The organism is Rhizobium sp. WSM4643, from assembly GCF_025152745.1.
Lineage (GTDB): Bacteria > Pseudomonadota > Alphaproteobacteria > Rhizobiales > Rhizobiaceae > Rhizobium > Rhizobium leguminosarum_I.
The window spans coordinates 1,847,490-1,862,118 of record NZ_CP104040.1; the positions used below are offsets into that span (position 1 = coordinate 1,847,490).

Consider the following 14,629-nt stretch of genomic DNA (forward strand, 5'->3'; position numbering starts at 1 on the left):
CACTGACGGCACGAGCAAAAGAATACCCGCTTGCCTGGGCTTTCGAATTTCTGTTCCTTCAATCCCTTGTCGATCAAGGGCATATTCCGGCAACTTCGAAGTGGATTGATGATGCCTTCCAAGACAGAACAGCTTTCGGTATTTCCCGCCTTCTTTCGCGTGGAAGGCCAGAAGACGGCTGTCTTCGGCAATGGCGACGAAGCGTTCGCCAAGGTGCGGCTGCTGCTGAACACGAAGGCGCGGATTGTCGCCTATGCCGATCGGCCGGAAGCCGATTACCACGCCTTCCTGATCGCCAGCCGGATCGAGACCGTGCGCGCTGCCTTCTCAGCCGAACAGGTCGAGGGTTCGGCGCTCGTCTTCGCCGCAACCGGCAATGAAGCCGACGACCGCAGCATCGTCGATGCCGCCCGTGCGGCCAGAATTCCGGCCAATGCCGTCGATCAGCCCGATTACTGCGATTTCTTTACGCCGGCGCTGGTCAACCGCGCGCCCGTCGCCGTTGCGATCGGCACCGAAGGGGCAGGGCCGGTTCTGGCGCAGATGATCCGCGCGCAGATCGATCAGCTTCTTTCGCCCTCGCTCGGCCGCCTTGCCGGGCTGGCGACGAGCTACCGCAAGGCCGTCGAACAACTGATTCCGAGAGGCGTCTCCCGCCGGGTCTTCTGGCGCCGCTTCTTCTCCGGTGCCGTTGCCGGTGCGGTCGCCAACGGCAACCTGCCGCAGGCTCGCCAAGCCGCCGATCGGCTGCTGCACGCGATGGACAAGGTCGCCGGCCACGTCTGGCTGGTCGGCGCCGGTCCGGGTGCCGAGGATCTGCTGACGTTGCGCGCCCAGCGCGTGATGATGGAAGCCGACGTCATCGTCTATGACGCGCTCGTGCCGCAGGCGATCGTCGATATTGGCCGCCGCGATGCCGAGCGGCTTTCCGTCGGCAAACGCAAGGGCTGCCATTCGAAATCCCAGGAAGAGATCAACGAACTGCTGGTCGATCTCGGCCGCCAGGGCAAGCGTGTCGTCCGCCTGAAATCCGGCGATCCGCTGGTCTATGGCCGGGCAGGGGAAGAGATGGCGGCACTGCGCGCTGCCGGCATCACCTATGAGGTCGTGCCCGGTATCACCTCGGCTTTCGCCGCCGCTGCCGATTTCGAGCTGCCGCTGACGCTGCGCGGCGTCGCCTCCTCGCTGGTCTTCACGACAGGCCATGATCTCACCGGCGACGTGCTGCCCGATTGGGCAAGCCTTGCCGTCTCCGGCGCGACGATCGCCGTCTATATGGGCCGCACTGTTGCCGCCTCCGTCGCCGAGCGGCTGATGCAGGCGGGCATTCCGTCTGAGACCACCGTCGCCGTCATCGAAAATGCCAGCCGCGCCGAACGCCGCCTGCTGCATGGCACGCTTGCCGATCTGCCCGATCTGCAGCACCGCGACGAATTGACCGGGCCTGTCATGGTCATCATCGGCGATGCGGTCGCCGGCGCCAATTTCGAACTGTCCGAGCCCCTGGTGCGCGCAAACGCCCGGCTCGAGGAACTTGCAAGGAGCTGAATATGGGTGACAGGGTTCTGACCGCCAACCGGCTGACGGACGGCATTGCCGTCTGGCTGGATGCGAATGGGAAGTGGTCGACCTCGCTGCAGGAGGCGCTCGTTGCCCGTCATGCCGAGGCCGTTGCGGCGCTTGAGGCGATCGGCAAGAAATCCTACGCCGACAACGAGGTCGTTGACGTCGCCGTCGTTGACGTTCAGGAAACCAACGGCATTCTCTGGCCGCTTCGCCTTCGCGAGCGCATCCGCGCACAAGGCCCGACCATGGAATATGCCCCGGGCTACGCTCCTGCCGATCCCGAATTCATTGCAGTCTGAGGAAGACGATGTACCGTTACGACGAATTTGACCATGCCTTTGTTACCGAGCGCGTCGAGCAGTTTCGCGACCAGGTTCAGCGCCGCCTTTCCGGCGAGCTCGCCGAGGACGCGTTCAAGCCGCTGCGCCTGATGAACGGCGTCTACCTGCAGCTCCACGCCTACATGCTGCGCATCGCCATTCCCTATGGCACGCTGAGCGCGCGCCAGCTGCGCATGCTCGCCCATATCGCCCGCACCTATGACCGCGGCTATGGCCACTTCACCACGCGCCAGAACCTGCAGTTCAACTGGCCGAAACTGTCCGACATTCCCGATGCGCTGGCCGACCTGGCCAGCGTCGAGATGCATGCGCTGCAGACCTCGGGCAACTGCATCAGAAACGTCACCGCCGATCACTTCGCCGGTGCCGCCGCCGATGAGATCGCCGATCCCAGGCCTTACGCCGAAATCCTGCGCCAGTGGTCGTCGGTCCACCCGGAATTCTCCTTCCTGCCGCGCAAGTTCAAGATCGCCGTCACCGGCGCCGAGCGTGACCGCGCCGCAATCCAGGTCCATGATATCGGCCTGCACGTGAAGAAGAACGACAAGGGCGAAATCGGCTTTGCCGTCTATGTCGGCGGCGGCCAGGGCCGTACGCCGATGATCGCCAAGCTGATCCGCGACTTCCTGCCCGAGGAAGACCTGCTTTCCTACACCACGGCCATTGTGCGTGTGTACAATCTGCACGGCCGCCGCGACAACAAATACAAGGCTCGCATCAAGATCCTGGTGCACGAAACTGGCACCGAGGAGCTGACGCGCCAGGTGGAGGCCGAATTCGCTGCGCTGAAGGATACCGAGCTCAAGCTGCCGGAAAAGGACGTCCAGGCGATCGCTGCCTATTTCGCGCCGCCTGAGCTGCCCGAGCGCGCCGAAGGCTGGGAAAACCTCGCCCGCTGGAAGAAGGCCGATTCAGGTTTCTCCCGCTGGGTGCAGCAGAACGTGCAGCCGCACAAGAACCCCGACTACGGCATGGTGACGATCTCGCTGAAGCCGATCGGCGGCATTCCGGGCGATGCCTCGGATGCGCAGATGGATGCGATCGCCGATCTCGCCGAGGAATATGCCTTCGACGAAATCCGCGTCAGCCATGAGCAGAACCTGATCCTGCCGCATGTGGCGCTTGCCGATCTCGAAGCCGTCTATCGCGGCCTCGTCGCCATCAAGCTGGCGGAAGCCAATGCCGGCCTGATCACCGATATCATTGCCTGTCCCGGCCTCGACTACTGCGCGCTCGCCAATGCGCGCTCGATTCCGCTGGCGCAGGAAATCTCCCGGCGTTTCGGCAATGCCGAACGCCAGGCAGAGATCGGCGAGCTGAAGATCAAGATCTCCGGCTGCATCAATGCCTGCGGCCATCACCATGTCGGCCATATCGGCCTGCTCGGTGTGGAAAAGAAGGGCGCCGAACTCTACCAGATCACGCTCGGCGGCTCGGGCGACGAACATACCTCGATCGGCGAAATCATCGGCCGCGGCTTCGAGCCGGACCGGGTGACGGATGCGATCGAGACGATCGTCGACACCTATCTCGGCCTGCGCCTCGATCAATCCGAGAACTTCCTTGCCGCCTATCGCCGTGTCGGACCGCAGCCTTTCAAGACTGCGCTCTACGGCTCGGCCGCCGAAGCGGCATAAGGAGGGGATGATGACGAAGATCTGGAGAGAAACCGGTTTTGTCGAAAACGATCCCTGGGTGATCGAAACCGAGGAGGTGAAGGCGACCGAGGAGCAGAAGCCGCTGCTTAGTCTCGACGAACTGATCGCCAAGGCCGACGAAAGCAACGATGTCGGCCTCGGCGTGCTGATCAGGCCGGCCGACGATGTGCGCCGGCTGGCGCCCTATCTCGATCGCCTGGAAATCGTCGCTGTCGCCTTTCCGGCTTTCAACGACGGCCGCGCCTTCAGCCATGCTTCGCTGCTGCGCCAGCGGCTCGGCTACACCAACGAGCTGCGCGCCGTCGGCGACGTGCTGATCGATCAGGTGCCGCTTATGCTGCGCGTCGGCATCGACAGCTTTTCCGTCAGCAACGCCACGGCGCTGAAGCGGCTGAGCGAAAACCGTCTTCCCGCCATTCCCCATCATTATCAGCCGGCGGTGCGTGACGCCGAAGCCGGCAAGGGCTATAGTTGGCGCCGACAGGCGAAGCCGGCCGCATAAGCGGTCGCTCCGTCCTTATTACGATGGCGGAACGATAGCATGAAGACATTCGAAGTGGCTGTGATCGGTGGCGGTCTCAGCGGCATGATCGCCGCAATCGCGCTGGCGCGCGGCGGTCGCAACGTCGCGTTGGTAGCGCCTCTCGCTTCGAAAGAAGACCGGCGCACCACGGCGCTGATGGATCAGTCGATCCGCTTCCTCGACCGCCTGGCGCTCTGGGAAAAGCTCCGCCCCGCAGCCGCCCCTCTCTCCAGCATGCGCATCGTCGACGGCACCGACAGGCTGCTGCGCGCGCCGACCACCACCTTCCGCGCGGCCGATGTCGGCCTGGATGCCTTCGGCTACAATTTCCCCAACAGGGCGCTGATCGATATCCTCGAAGAGGCCGCTGCCGGCGAGGGCAATATCACCCGTTTCACCGATATGGCCGAATCGATCGACATATCAGCCGAAGTGGTCTCGATCACGCTTGCCGGCGGCGAGATGCTGTCGGCCGATTTTGCCGTCGGCGCCGATGGCCGCGGCTCGAAGCTGCGCGAAACATCAGGCATTACCGTGCGCAACTGGTCCTATCCGCAATCGGCCATGGTGCTGAATTTCGCCCATTCGCTGCCGCACCAGAACATCTCGACCGAGTTTCACACCAAACACGGTCCCTTCACCCAGGTGCCGCTGCCGGGAAGCCGCTCCAGCCTCGTCTGGGTGCAGGATCCCGCTGAGGCGACGAGCCGGATGGAATTGCCGCTTGCCGAGCTCGGCGCTCTTGTCGAGGCACGCATGCAGTCCATGCTCGGTAAGGTTGATGTCGAGGAGGGTGTCCAGGTCTGGGCGTTGTCCGGCATGATGGCGCATCGTTTCGGCAAGGGGCGCGTCGCGCTGATCGGCGAGGCCGCCCATGTCTTCCCGCCGATCGGCGCGCAGGGGCTGAACCTCAGCCTGCGCGATATCATGGCGCTTGCCGATATCCTTTGCGACAGGGCGGAATTGCCGGTGCCGGCCGATGCCGGCGAAAGCTTCGACCGCAGGCGCCGCGCCGATATCATGACGCGCACGGCCAGTGTCGATCTTCTCAACCGCTCGCTGCTCTCGGATTTCCTGCCCGTGCAGATGCTGCGCGCTGCCGGCCTGCATATCCTCTCGGCGATACCGCCGCTGCGCAACATCGTCATGCGCGAGGGCATCGAGCCCGGCCGCGGCTTCCGCGATATTCCGGATGCGCTACGGGAAAAGCTGAAGCGGAAGAAGGCCTGATCGGATCACGATCAGCCAGAGCGGAACCGTCACCACCGAAAGCAGCATCGTGATCAGGATCGTCGCTGAGGCGCGCTCCTGCCAGACGCCGTATTGCTGGCCGATGACGAAGACATTAGTCGCTGACGATTTCGGCCAAGAGATCTTCCAGGAAGCGAGGATGATCGGTGGGTCAGGATCTGACTTAAGCAATTCCAGCAAAAGTGTGTCGCGGTTTTGCGTCCGGAATTGCGCAGAAACAAGAGCAATTCCAGCAAAAGTGTGTAGCGGTTTTTGCGTTCGGAATTGCTCAAAAAACAAACCAGTAGAGCGTGGACTCATTCACGCGATGAGTACACGCTCTAAGATCCCAACCCAACGATCGATCAGTAGTCCCAGAAGGCCGCTACCCAGCGAAAGGCGTCGCCGTCGACCGCTACCCGGCCGACTGACGGGAACGGCAGGTGAGTGGCCACCAGTTGCTCGCCGGTATCCGCCAGTTCCCGCAACAGACGGAGGCGAACGCGCGCCGCCTCCTCGGGGTCGTGTTCGAAGCCGTTGAACCAGTCGGGGTGTTCGAACCCGACCGCGAATACGGCGTCGCCGGCAAACATCAGCCGGTCGCCGCCGGATGTCAGGCGGATCACGCTGTGCCCCGGGGTGTGGCCGCCGGTGCGATGGACGACCACGCCCGGCGCCACCTCGTACTCGTCATCGAACAGCCTGAAATGGCTGCGATACTCTTCGGCGAACCGCTTGGCGGTCGCCCGAAGCGCGTCTGGAAAGCCCGGCGGCATGGAGACCCGGGAGAAATCGGGTGCCTCCCAGAACTTGACCTCGGCGGCCGCCACGTGGATCCGCAGGTCAGGACGCAACTGGTCCTTCACCCCATCGACGAGCAGCCCGCCAATATGGTCCATGTGCATGTGGGTCAGCACCACGTCGGTCACCGACGCAAGATCGATGCCGGCGGCTTCCAGTCGCTTCATCAACTGCCCGGCCCGCGGCAGATGCAAGTCCGGGTCGATCCCCAGCCCGGCGTCGAGGAGTATGGTCTGGTCGCCGCTGCGCACCACGACCACGTTCAGCGCCCAGTCGAAAGCATCCGCTGGCAGGAACATCTCTTTCAGCCAAGCCGCTCGGACGGTGGGATCGGCGTTGTGTCCCAGCATCGCGGTTGGGAGCGGTAGCACTCCATCGCTGACCACCAGCACCTCAATCTCGCCGATCTGCACCGCGTAGCGCGACGGAACCAATTCGTCGAGCCGAGGTCTGCCGGGGTGTGCGGTGTTTTCCAGGCTCATCTTTGTCTCAAGGTTCATGTTCGTCTCCTTCTGACCGCCGCCTTAAACACGGCATCGACGACGCTATATGGAGCTGAGTTTGCGATCGATTGGTCGAGGGATAAGGACGAGTGGGGCCGAGGGACAGGGCAAGCCATACCACGGCATAGGTGCAGGCCTCGCTTTTTGCTGCCGGCGGCGTGCTGATGGGGCGGCGTCGATCAGATCGGCGAACGCGGCGAGCCTGCTACCGCCATTTCTCAATGAGAAATCCCGATGGTCCTTGAACGGGATCGGTGTGGGGTAGGGGAACTGACGAGATTTTCGTCAGCGTCTCGCTTGAAGCAGCCGAAGTCTGAATGTCGGCATGCTGTCCCTTAGGATAAGCGCCGATGACCTGGAAGTCCGACGTGCAATCGAGATTTCGGTGCCCTGTCCCGGCTGGAAGCACCAGACAGTCTCCGGCCGCCACCGCTATTGCTTGACCGCCGGGACCACCAATCAGCAGCGTGGCGCTACCACGTGCAATTCCCAGCACTTCATGGGCACCGGAATGGTAGTGCTGGTAATCGAAGACACCGTTTGTCCAGATGCCTGTCCAACCGTTTGCCGCGAAGCGACGCTCGAAATCGATCGGTCCGCCGTCGGCAAACAGCCCTCTGTAAAGCAATACAGGAAAATGCGGGTTGTTTGGGACCCAGTCGCTCGGCCCGAAAATGATCGTCTCGGTGTTCATGCTGAATTCCCAAGCTAGTCGTCGATTGCCTCGACGCAACGGCCATCGAGCCGTCGACGTTGTTCGCCCAAGTCTTTCGCCGCGTTCTCCATTGAATCATCTGCGCTGATGTTCTCGTGGCTAAACCTTGGCGGTGGCCAGCGGTTCCTTGACGTGCCGTCTTTTCGACAAGTTACCGGTCTGCGAAAGGGTCAGAATTGGAAGGCTTTGGAAGGGCCGCCAGCCCGCCACCGCAGCGCATCGCGGAGACAACTTCCGGCGAAGACGGTGCAGTGGCCAGTCGGTGGCGTCCGTCAGAGCGTGTCGATCAGGCCTCCGTCCACGCGCATCGAAGCTCCAGTCGTTGCGGACGCCAAAGGGGAGGCCAGATAGGTGACGAGATTGGCAATTTCCTCGACGCTCGCGGCGCGTTGGATGATCGAACCGGCGCGGTGCTTCTTGACGAAGTCCGCTGCCACCTCCTCGATCGGTTTCCCCGTCTTCGCACGTTCCTCTGCGAGCATCGCCTCGACGCCCTCCGACAGCGTGGGGCCGGGAAGGACTGAGTTCACGGTGACGCCGGTGCCAGCCATGCGCTTGGCAAGGCCGCGGGCGACCGCGATGTCCGCGGTCTTGCTGACACCGTAGTGGATCATTTCGACCGGTATGTTAAAGCCGGATTCAGACGCGATGAAGATGACGCGGCCCCAATCGAGCTTCTGCATGCCCGGAAGATATGCGCGCGAAAGCCTGACGGCGGACATGACGTTCACCTGCCAGTGGCGGTCCCATACCTCGTCGTCCGCATCGAAGAAGTCTAGCGGCTGGAAGATGCCCGCGTTGTTGATGAGGATGTCGACGTGAGGAACTTGGGCGACAAGAGCGTCACATCCGGCAGCGGTGGCGAGATCCGCTGCCGCCGCGGTCACGCTTCCCTTGGCGCCTTCGCCTTTCAGGCGACCGGCGGCCTTCGCGGTCTTTTCCTCGGACCGGCCGTTGACCACCACGTCCGCGCCCGCCCTCGCGAGCTGGCGGGCGATTGCGTATCCAATGCCTTCAGTGGATCCGGTAACCAGAGCGGTCTTGGCTGTGAGGTCGATCTGCATCTTCTGCTCCTGTGAGGTTGGATGAGAGAACGTATGAACTGGCGACCGATCGCGCAACAGCCTATGATGCGGATAATCCTTTCCCTTCCATTGGGGCGGCCGGGGCCTAGAACCGAAGTAGCTCTCGCCAGGTTTATCGAAGTCGCCGATCCGGCCCGCCTGGAAGACAATGATCGCACCTTCTTCACTACGGCGGGCTTTTTTGGCGCTTCACGACGGGAATGCCAGCCAACCCCTGGTCACAAACATCGCGCAGATCATCGCGGGTGGTGGCGGGCAAAAAGCTACGATGGTCGCCAGAACAGCGGTATTCTGACCTGCGTCGTGGATGCATCGATCGCATCCACGACGTTCTGTTGCCCGAGGCTAGACGCGCTTAGAATGGTTTGAGCGGCTCGGGAAGCAGATCTATCGGAAAGTCCTGATAGGAGACCGGGCGTAGGAAGCGATGGATCGCCAAGGTCCCGACCGAGGTCGATCGTCCGTCCGATGTGGCTGGATAGGGTCCGCCATGGACCATCGCCGGGGATACCTCGACCCCGGTTCCGAAGCCGTTGACGAGAAGTCGGCCGGCCAGAAGCTCCAACTGCGAGATCATCGGCGAGGCGGCCCCGATGTCTCCGGCGTCCGCGTGCAGGGCGATGGTCAACTGACCTTCCAGGGATCCCACGACCCTTCGCAACTCCTCATCGTCACGGCAGCGGACGATCAGTCCTGAGGCGCCGAAAACCTCTTGTTGAAGTTCCGGATTCGCGAGGAACGCAGCCGCGGTCGTCTCGAAGAGCGCCGCCGCGGCCTGATGGGGCGTCCCCTCCTTCCCAACGGCCACTTGCGAAACGGAAGACGATGACGACAGCCTTGCGACGCCATTGCGATATGCATCACAGATGCCACCAGTGAGCATTGTTTGAGCCTGCGATTCCGAAAGCGCTGCGGCGGCACTCCCGATGAAGGCATCGAGGCCCGCACCCTCGACGGCGATGATCAGGCCAGGATTGGTGCAGAACTGGCCAGCGCCGAGGATCAGAGAGGAGACGAACGATTTTCCGATCTCCGCTCCTCTGCTGCGAAGTGCATTGGGATAGAGGATGACAGGGTTGATGCTGCTCATTTCGGCGTAGACAGGTATCGGCTGCTTCCGCTCCGAGGCAATCTTCATCAGCGCGGTGCCGCCACGGCGCGAGCCCGTGAAGCCGACGGCGCGTATGCGGTGGTCGGCGACCAGAGCCTGGCCCACCTCGAATCCCGCGTCGAACAAAAGCCCAAACGTCCCCCGCGGAAGGCCGCATGCTGCGACCGCGTCCGCGACGGCTCTGCCGACCAGCTCGGACGTGCCGGGATGGGCGGAGTGCGCCTTGACGATAACCGGGCAGCCGGCGGCGAGGGCGGAGGCGGTGTCACCGCCAGCGACAGAGAAGGCGAGGGGAAAATTCGATGCCCCGAACACCGCGACAGGGCCGAGAGCAACGTTTCGCAGGCGAAGGTCCGGCTTTGCAACTGGCCTGCGCTCCGTATCAGCCGGATCAAAGCGAAGTTCCTGAAACCTGCCGTCGCGAATCTCCTTGGCGAACAGGCGAAGCTGGCCGACGGTCCTGGCGCGCTCTCCCTCGATACGACCGCGTGGCAGGCCAGTCTCGTCAATCGCTCGCAGGACGAGATCGTCGCCGATTGCGACGATGCCTTCGGCGATTGCTTCCAGGAACCGAGCTCGATCGTCGAGCGACGTCTCCTTGTAGATCGGGAAGGCGTCCCACGCCAAACTCGTGGCCGCTTCCACCTGCTCCTTCGTCGCGCCGGCGAAGCGCGGTTCCATCGGGTTGCCGTTGGCGGGATTGATTGCGGAGAATGCCGCGGCCGCGCCGCGCACGTTTGCGCCGCCGATAATCAGGTCGCCGGAGAGTGTCATCGTGGATCCTTTCAAAATGAGAAGCCATGGCCGCCCTCGCATTCTGAATGGAGGCTTTGCGTAACCGTCTGAGTATGGCTGTCGAACTCACATAGGCATCCACGGCCGGTATGCCAAGCCTTCGCTCATCAAAAGTATTACTTTTCAAGCCGTGCTAGATGCGGCGCGCCCATTGCGACCGCCGGATGCTGATGATCCTTGATCACGGTTTTGAGCACGCTCATGCCTGCCTCCGTTTAGGCGGGTAGCCCTTGTTCGCCTTGCGGCGCGCGCTCCCTTCGGTTTCCGATTGATGCGTTGGCTCGGCTCGTGCGCGAGTTCGGGCCCATCTCGGAAGGCGTTCCTGCATTTCCAACTCGCTCCTATCAGAGCGAGGGCGGAGGCGGCTTCGCGCGACGATTTCACGAACCTGCGGCCGGGACGGGCCGTGAAATTCGCTTCGAGGACCGGCGAGGAAACGCTGACTCGTGAGCTAGTCGAGACGGTGTCCGCGAATGATCGGTGCGACATCGGTGCCAAGGAGTTCGATCGACCGGCGCATTGCTTCGGTCTCCAAGGCGGCGGTGCTCATCTGGAAGGTGAGGCGAGAAACTCCACCCAATGTCCTGTTAACATGCTCAATCTTTGCCGCAACTGTCTGCGGGCTGCCAACCAGAAACGCCCCGTTCGGGCCGCACATGAAGTCGAATTGCGCCTGCGTTGGCGGTGGCCAGCCCCGTTCCCGTCCAGCGTCCGTGAACATCTGGAACCAGCCGGGGAAGAACGCTTCCCTGGCTGCTTTGTCAGTCTCCCCGACAAAGCCGAGAGCGTGCACGCCGACCCTCTGCTCCTCTCTGGGATGGCCCGCGGCAAGCCATGCACGTCGATAGAGTTCGACCAACGGCAGAAAACGCTCGAAACTGCCGCCGATGATCGCGACCATCAAAGGCAAGCCAAGCGTTCCGGCGCGGATGAAGGATTCGGGCGTCCCGCCGACACCCAGCCAGATTGGCAAGGTTGGCTGGTGCGGACGGGGAAAGACACCCTGGCCGCCGATGGGCGGTCGAAAGCGCCCTTGCCACTCGATCCTGGGCTTTTCCCTGATCTTCAGCAACAGGTCCAGCTTCTCCGCGAAGAGGGCATCGTAGTCCCGAAGGTCGAATCCGAACAGGGGATAGGCCTCAACGGACGAGCCGCGGCCAACTACGATTTCCGCTCGTCCGCGCGATATCAGATCCAATGTGGCGAATTCCTGAAAGAGCCGCACGGGGTCGGCGGCGCTGAGGACAGCGACAGCGCTTGTCAGCCTGATCGACTTCGTGCGCGCCGCAGCGGCCGCAAGGATAACGGCTGGCGCTGAATCAAGCGCGTTCTCTCGATGATGTTCGCCCATGCCAAAGACATCGAGGCCGACTTGATCGGCCAGTTCGACCTCTGCAAGTACGCTCTCCATGCGATCGATGGCTGACTGCAGTCGTCCCGTAGCGGGGTCGTTCAGCAGCATCGCAAAACTATCGATACCGATTTCCAACGAAGGATCCTTTCGAGGCGCTGTTGCCACCCAACCACGGTGGTCGCTGTTTCGGCGCTTCCAGCTTCTCATGACTCGCCCCGGATGGAGCGGACACGTCTATCTGGCAGAAGCGCCTCCCGCTTCATCACACGATGACAGGCGCCCTACTACCCGTCATATTCTGATGGATACTATCCAAATATCCGATAGGGGAGTTCGCTTGCCCTCCGTCAGTCCGAGCCGATGAGATAATCGTAGACGGAGACCAAGCCCTTGCATCGTTCCGGCCAGAGCGCGGCGACAATGTCAGCGGTCCGCGCGCCAGTCGAAAGCCGCGACAGTGGTTTGCTCGATGTTCAGAGAGTCCATCAGTTTGATGGCATCGACTGCCAGCGCCGATTGTTGGCCGTTGCGCATCTACCGCTGGCGGCATGCTGATGAGCGGATGATCGAGCAATCGATCAGATGCAGCGCATGCGGCGAGCCGCTGCCATCGCCTCGAAAATCTGCGACCGGTAGTTGGGTGGGGAATCTAGCCGATCTGCATCAGGATCGGAAAGGTCTGCTGGAACCAGATCGCCACATTGCTGACCCATCCGAACAGGAAGGCGAGGCCGGTCAGCACGAGGAAGAGACCCATCACCTTTTCAACCGTGCCGAGATGGCGGCGGAAGCGCGACAGGAAGCGCATGAAGGCGCCGGAAAAGCCGGCGGCGATCCAGAAGGGGATGGCAAGGCCAAGCGAATAGACGGCGAGCAGTTCGGCGCCGGAGCCGACCGTCTCGCGCGAGGCGGCAACGCCGAGGATGGCGCCGAGCACGGGACCGATGCAGGGCGTCCAGCCGAAGGCGAAGGCAAGCCCCATGACATAGGCGCCCGTCAGCGTCCCCGGCTTGCCGCCGTCCTGGAAGCGAGCCTCGCGGGTCAGCAGTCCGATTCGGAAGAGGCCGAGGAAATTCAGCCCCATGACGATGATGATCAGCCCGCCGATCTTCGACAGGAGGTCGAGATGCTGGCGAAGCGCCATGCCGATGCTGGAAGCACCGGCGCCGAGCGCCACAAAGACGGTGGCAAAGCCGAGCGTGAAGAAGAGGGCAGAGAGGAAGACGCCGCGCCTGATACCGGGCGCGACCGCAATCGCACCGCCGCCGCGGAACTGCTCGACTGAGATTCCGGCCATATAGCAGAGGTAGGGCGGGACGAGGGGAAGCACGCAGGGCGACAGAAACGAAAGCGCTCCGGCAATCAGCGCGCTCCACAGGGAAATATCGGCAATCGACACGCATTCTCTCCGGCTGCAATTTGCGTGATGTTCCTAGCTTTGCAGGCAAGCGATTGCCAATCACCTTTTTGCGCGCGCAGGAAATCTGTCTTTGCACGCGAGACATCTGCTTGCGCTTGGCAAGAAATGTGCCGGCCGCTGGAAAAAGGCAAATTTTTCGGTTGACCGCAATGAGTCGCCTGCCTATGTTCCGCCCACTTCCAGCCGGGGTGGGCACACCCGCGGAGAGGGAGAGCGTAGCTCAGCTGGTAGAGCAACTGACTTTTAATCAGTAGGTCTCGGGTTCGAACCCCGACGCTCTCACCATATTTCCCTTTAAAATAAGCTAGTTACGGAGCATACTAATATTATGTTAGCTGGCTTCCGAGTCGGGCTAACGCGAAGCTAACGATTCGAACGGAGCGGCGGGTGGATCAGGTTTGGGTCTGGGTGTTTTGGGCTTGGGACTGGGTCAAGCCTGTCGCGGCCTTCATTGCTACGTTCGGGCTGACTTTGGCAACCGTTGTCGCGGCTGCGTGGGCCGCTTTTCAATGGTTCGGCCAGAAGTGGATCGAGAACAAATTCGCTAAAGGTCTCGAGGAATACAAAGCTGGACAAGCCCAAGAACTCGAAAAGCTGAAACACAAAATAAATTCAGCTTTTGACCGTATCACCCGTCTCCATAATCGAGAATTTGATGTCTTGCCTGACCTCTGGGGCAAGCTTGTCGAAGCCAAACTGTGGGCTAACGCATACACCTCTTCGATGCAAAGCTATGCTCACGTGGAGTACCTTGGTGACGATGCACTGCGCCAGTTCCTAGATGGGACCAGCTTCGCTGAATGGCAGAAGCGGGAAATCATGGAAGCCCGCAACAAACAAGATCAGTACGTAAAAACACACAACCGATACAGATCTGCCGAGGTCCTAGGCAAGCTGAGAGACTTCGATCTAAGCTTTACCAAAAACGGAATTTTTCTCCAATCAGAACTCAAAGGCATGATGCGTAAGATGCTGGACATCATCCATCATGCCCTCATTGAGCATAACGTGAACGAGCAGGAGAATGTTCGTCCTCGTGTACGTGATGCCTCTAAGACCTTCGAGAATGAAGGTGAAACTCTGTTTTTGAAGATTGAAAAAGCCGTGAGCGATAGGCTCTGGGAATCGGCAAACAAGGAAATCTGATCCGGTCACATTTAGATCAGCCGCCTGACGACATCCCCAGCCTTGTCCCACACGCGGCGCAGCGCGGCGGCGTGGTCATCCTGCATGGAGAAGAAGGCACGGTGGGGTAGCGCCTCAGCGATAGCCTTCCAGTTCATGCCTGCCGCCCGGCGCACGACTACCTCCTTAAGCGGCGGCAATAGCGCATTCACCACGGCGACAATCTCCTCAGCGGCATCTTCCATGTGGCGGCGCTCCACCCGGCGGGCGTTTGCGTCGGTCTTGTCAGCATCGCGAACTAGGTCCATCCAGGCCTCACCGAGTTCGGCCGCGAGTTGCTGAAATACCGCATGGTTCAAGACGAACTGCCTCTGCCAGCTTGCCCGCGCCATTCCGGGACCG

At 61.7% G+C, this 14,629-nt stretch carries 13 protein-coding genes, 1 tRNA gene and 2 pseudogenes; 7 read left to right on the plus strand and 9 right to left on the minus strand.

Annotation, left to right across the window (positions count from 1 at the left end; translation table 11 throughout):
* The first annotated feature begins 111 nt into the window (after positions 1-111).
* The 5 genes from cysG to N1937_RS09420 are packed head-to-tail and all read left to right on the plus strand — an operon-like array spanning position 112 to position 5,318.
* A complete protein-coding gene (gene cysG / locus N1937_RS09400) occupies positions 112-1,548 on the plus strand; it encodes a siroheme synthase CysG (protein WP_260058414.1) in 1,437 nt (478 codons plus the stop codon).
* Between the two features lie 2 nt (positions 1,549-1,550).
* A complete protein-coding gene (locus N1937_RS09405; protein WP_017964185.1) occupies positions 1,551-1,865 on the plus strand; it encodes a DUF2849 domain-containing protein in 315 nt (104 codons plus the stop codon).
* A gap of 8 nt (positions 1,866-1,873) precedes the next feature.
* Positions 1,874-3,544 (plus strand): nitrite/sulfite reductase, encoded by a 1,671-nt coding sequence (locus N1937_RS09410; RefSeq protein ID WP_162119654.1) that lies wholly within the window; start codon positions 1,874-1,876, stop codon positions 3,542-3,544.
* 10 nt (positions 3,545-3,554) lie between these two features.
* On the plus strand, positions 3,555-4,067 hold the full coding sequence (locus N1937_RS09415) for a DUF934 domain-containing protein (RefSeq protein ID WP_260058415.1): 513 nt from the start codon (positions 3,555-3,557) through the stop codon (positions 4,065-4,067).
* Positions 4,068-4,106: 39 nt separating this feature from the next.
* Positions 4,107-5,318 (plus strand): UbiH/UbiF family hydroxylase, encoded by a 1,212-nt coding sequence (locus N1937_RS09420; RefSeq protein ID WP_260058416.1) that lies wholly within the window; start codon positions 4,107-4,109, stop codon positions 5,316-5,318.
* Here the strand turns inward: N1937_RS09420 and N1937_RS09425 are convergent.
* The 8 genes and pseudogenes from N1937_RS09425 to N1937_RS09460 form a co-directional block, all read right to left on the minus strand.
* A pseudogene (locus tag N1937_RS09425) lies at positions 5,286-5,444 on the minus strand (AEC family transporter); the annotation flags it as partial. The gene N1937_RS09420 and the pseudogene N1937_RS09425 overlap by 33 nt on opposite strands.
* Before the next feature lie 239 nt (positions 5,445-5,683).
* Positions 5,684-6,619 (minus strand): MBL fold metallo-hydrolase, encoded by a 936-nt coding sequence (locus N1937_RS09430; protein WP_222290920.1) that lies wholly within the window; start codon positions 6,617-6,619, stop codon positions 5,684-5,686.
* Positions 6,620-6,827: 208 nt separating this feature from the next.
* Positions 6,828-7,316, minus strand: a complete 489-nt coding sequence (locus tag N1937_RS09435; RefSeq protein ID WP_222290923.1) for a cupin — start codon at positions 7,314-7,316, stop codon at positions 6,828-6,830.
* Between the two features lie 293 nt (positions 7,317-7,609).
* Positions 7,610-8,401, minus strand: coding sequence for an SDR family NAD(P)-dependent oxidoreductase (locus tag N1937_RS09440; RefSeq protein ID WP_222290926.1), 792 nt, complete (start codon positions 8,399-8,401; stop codon positions 7,610-7,612).
* A 376-nt stretch (positions 8,402-8,777) separates the two neighbouring features.
* Positions 8,778-10,307, minus strand: coding sequence for an aldehyde dehydrogenase (NADP(+)) (locus N1937_RS09445; RefSeq protein ID WP_222290929.1), 1,530 nt, complete (start codon positions 10,305-10,307; stop codon positions 8,778-8,780).
* A 472-nt stretch (positions 10,308-10,779) separates the two neighbouring features.
* Complete coding sequence (locus tag N1937_RS09450; RefSeq protein ID WP_222290932.1) at positions 10,780-11,817, minus strand: LLM class flavin-dependent oxidoreductase; 1,038 nt, start codon at positions 11,815-11,817, stop codon at positions 10,780-10,782.
* Between the two features lie 218 nt (positions 11,818-12,035).
* Positions 12,036-12,216 (minus strand): annotated as a pseudogene (locus N1937_RS09455) (alpha/beta fold hydrolase); the annotation flags it as partial.
* Positions 12,217-12,331: 115 nt separating this feature from the next.
* Entirely contained in the window at positions 12,332-13,081 is a 750-nt protein-coding gene (locus tag N1937_RS09460) for a cytochrome c biogenesis CcdA family protein (RefSeq protein ID WP_162118667.1), read from the minus strand.
* Positions 13,082-13,311: 230 nt separating this feature from the next.
* Between N1937_RS09460 and N1937_RS09465 the strand changes: the two genes are divergently transcribed.
* Together N1937_RS09465 and N1937_RS09470 are read left to right on the plus strand one after the other, a co-directional pair.
* Positions 13,312-13,387 (plus strand) — tRNA-Lys (locus N1937_RS09465).
* 102 nt (positions 13,388-13,489) lie between these two features.
* Positions 13,490-14,248 carry a hypothetical protein gene (locus tag N1937_RS09470; protein ID WP_260058418.1) on the plus strand — a complete coding sequence of 253 codons (759 nt, stop codon included), beginning with the start codon at positions 13,490-13,492 and terminating at the stop codon, positions 14,246-14,248.
* A gap of 11 nt (positions 14,249-14,259) precedes the next feature.
* Here N1937_RS09470 and N1937_RS09475 read toward each other — a convergent pair whose 3' ends face one another.
* A complete protein-coding gene (locus N1937_RS09475; protein ID WP_260058420.1) occupies positions 14,260-14,586 on the minus strand; it encodes a hypothetical protein in 327 nt (108 codons plus the stop codon).
* Positions 14,587-14,629 lie beyond the last annotated feature (43 nt).

Bases quoted from the DNA above. Each gene is read 5' to 3' on its own strand.
- cysG (WP_260058414.1), top strand. From the start codon at position 112: ATGCCTTCCAAGACAGAACAGCTTTCGGTATTTCCCGCCTTCTTTCGC.
- N1937_RS09405 (WP_017964185.1), top strand. From the start codon at position 1,551: ATGGGTGACAGGGTTCTGACCGCCAACCGGCTGACGGACGGCATTGCC.
- N1937_RS09410 (WP_162119654.1), top strand. From the start codon at position 1,874: ATGTACCGTTACGACGAATTTGACCATGCCTTTGTTACCGAGCGCGTC.
- N1937_RS09415 (WP_260058415.1), top strand. From the start codon at position 3,555: ATGACGAAGATCTGGAGAGAAACCGGTTTTGTCGAAAACGATCCCTGG.
- N1937_RS09420 (WP_260058416.1), top strand. From the start codon at position 4,107: ATGAAGACATTCGAAGTGGCTGTGATCGGTGGCGGTCTCAGCGGCATG.
- N1937_RS09430 (WP_222290920.1), bottom strand. From the start codon at position 6,619: ATGAACCTTGAGACAAAGATGAGCCTGGAAAACACCGCACACCCCGGC.
- N1937_RS09435 (WP_222290923.1), bottom strand. From the start codon at position 7,316: ATGAACACCGAGACGATCATTTTCGGGCCGAGCGACTGGGTCCCAAAC.
- N1937_RS09440 (WP_222290926.1), bottom strand. From the start codon at position 8,401: ATGCAGATCGACCTCACAGCCAAGACCGCTCTGGTTACCGGATCCACT.
- N1937_RS09445 (WP_222290929.1), bottom strand. From the start codon at position 10,307: ATGACACTCTCCGGCGACCTGATTATCGGCGGCGCAAACGTGCGCGGC.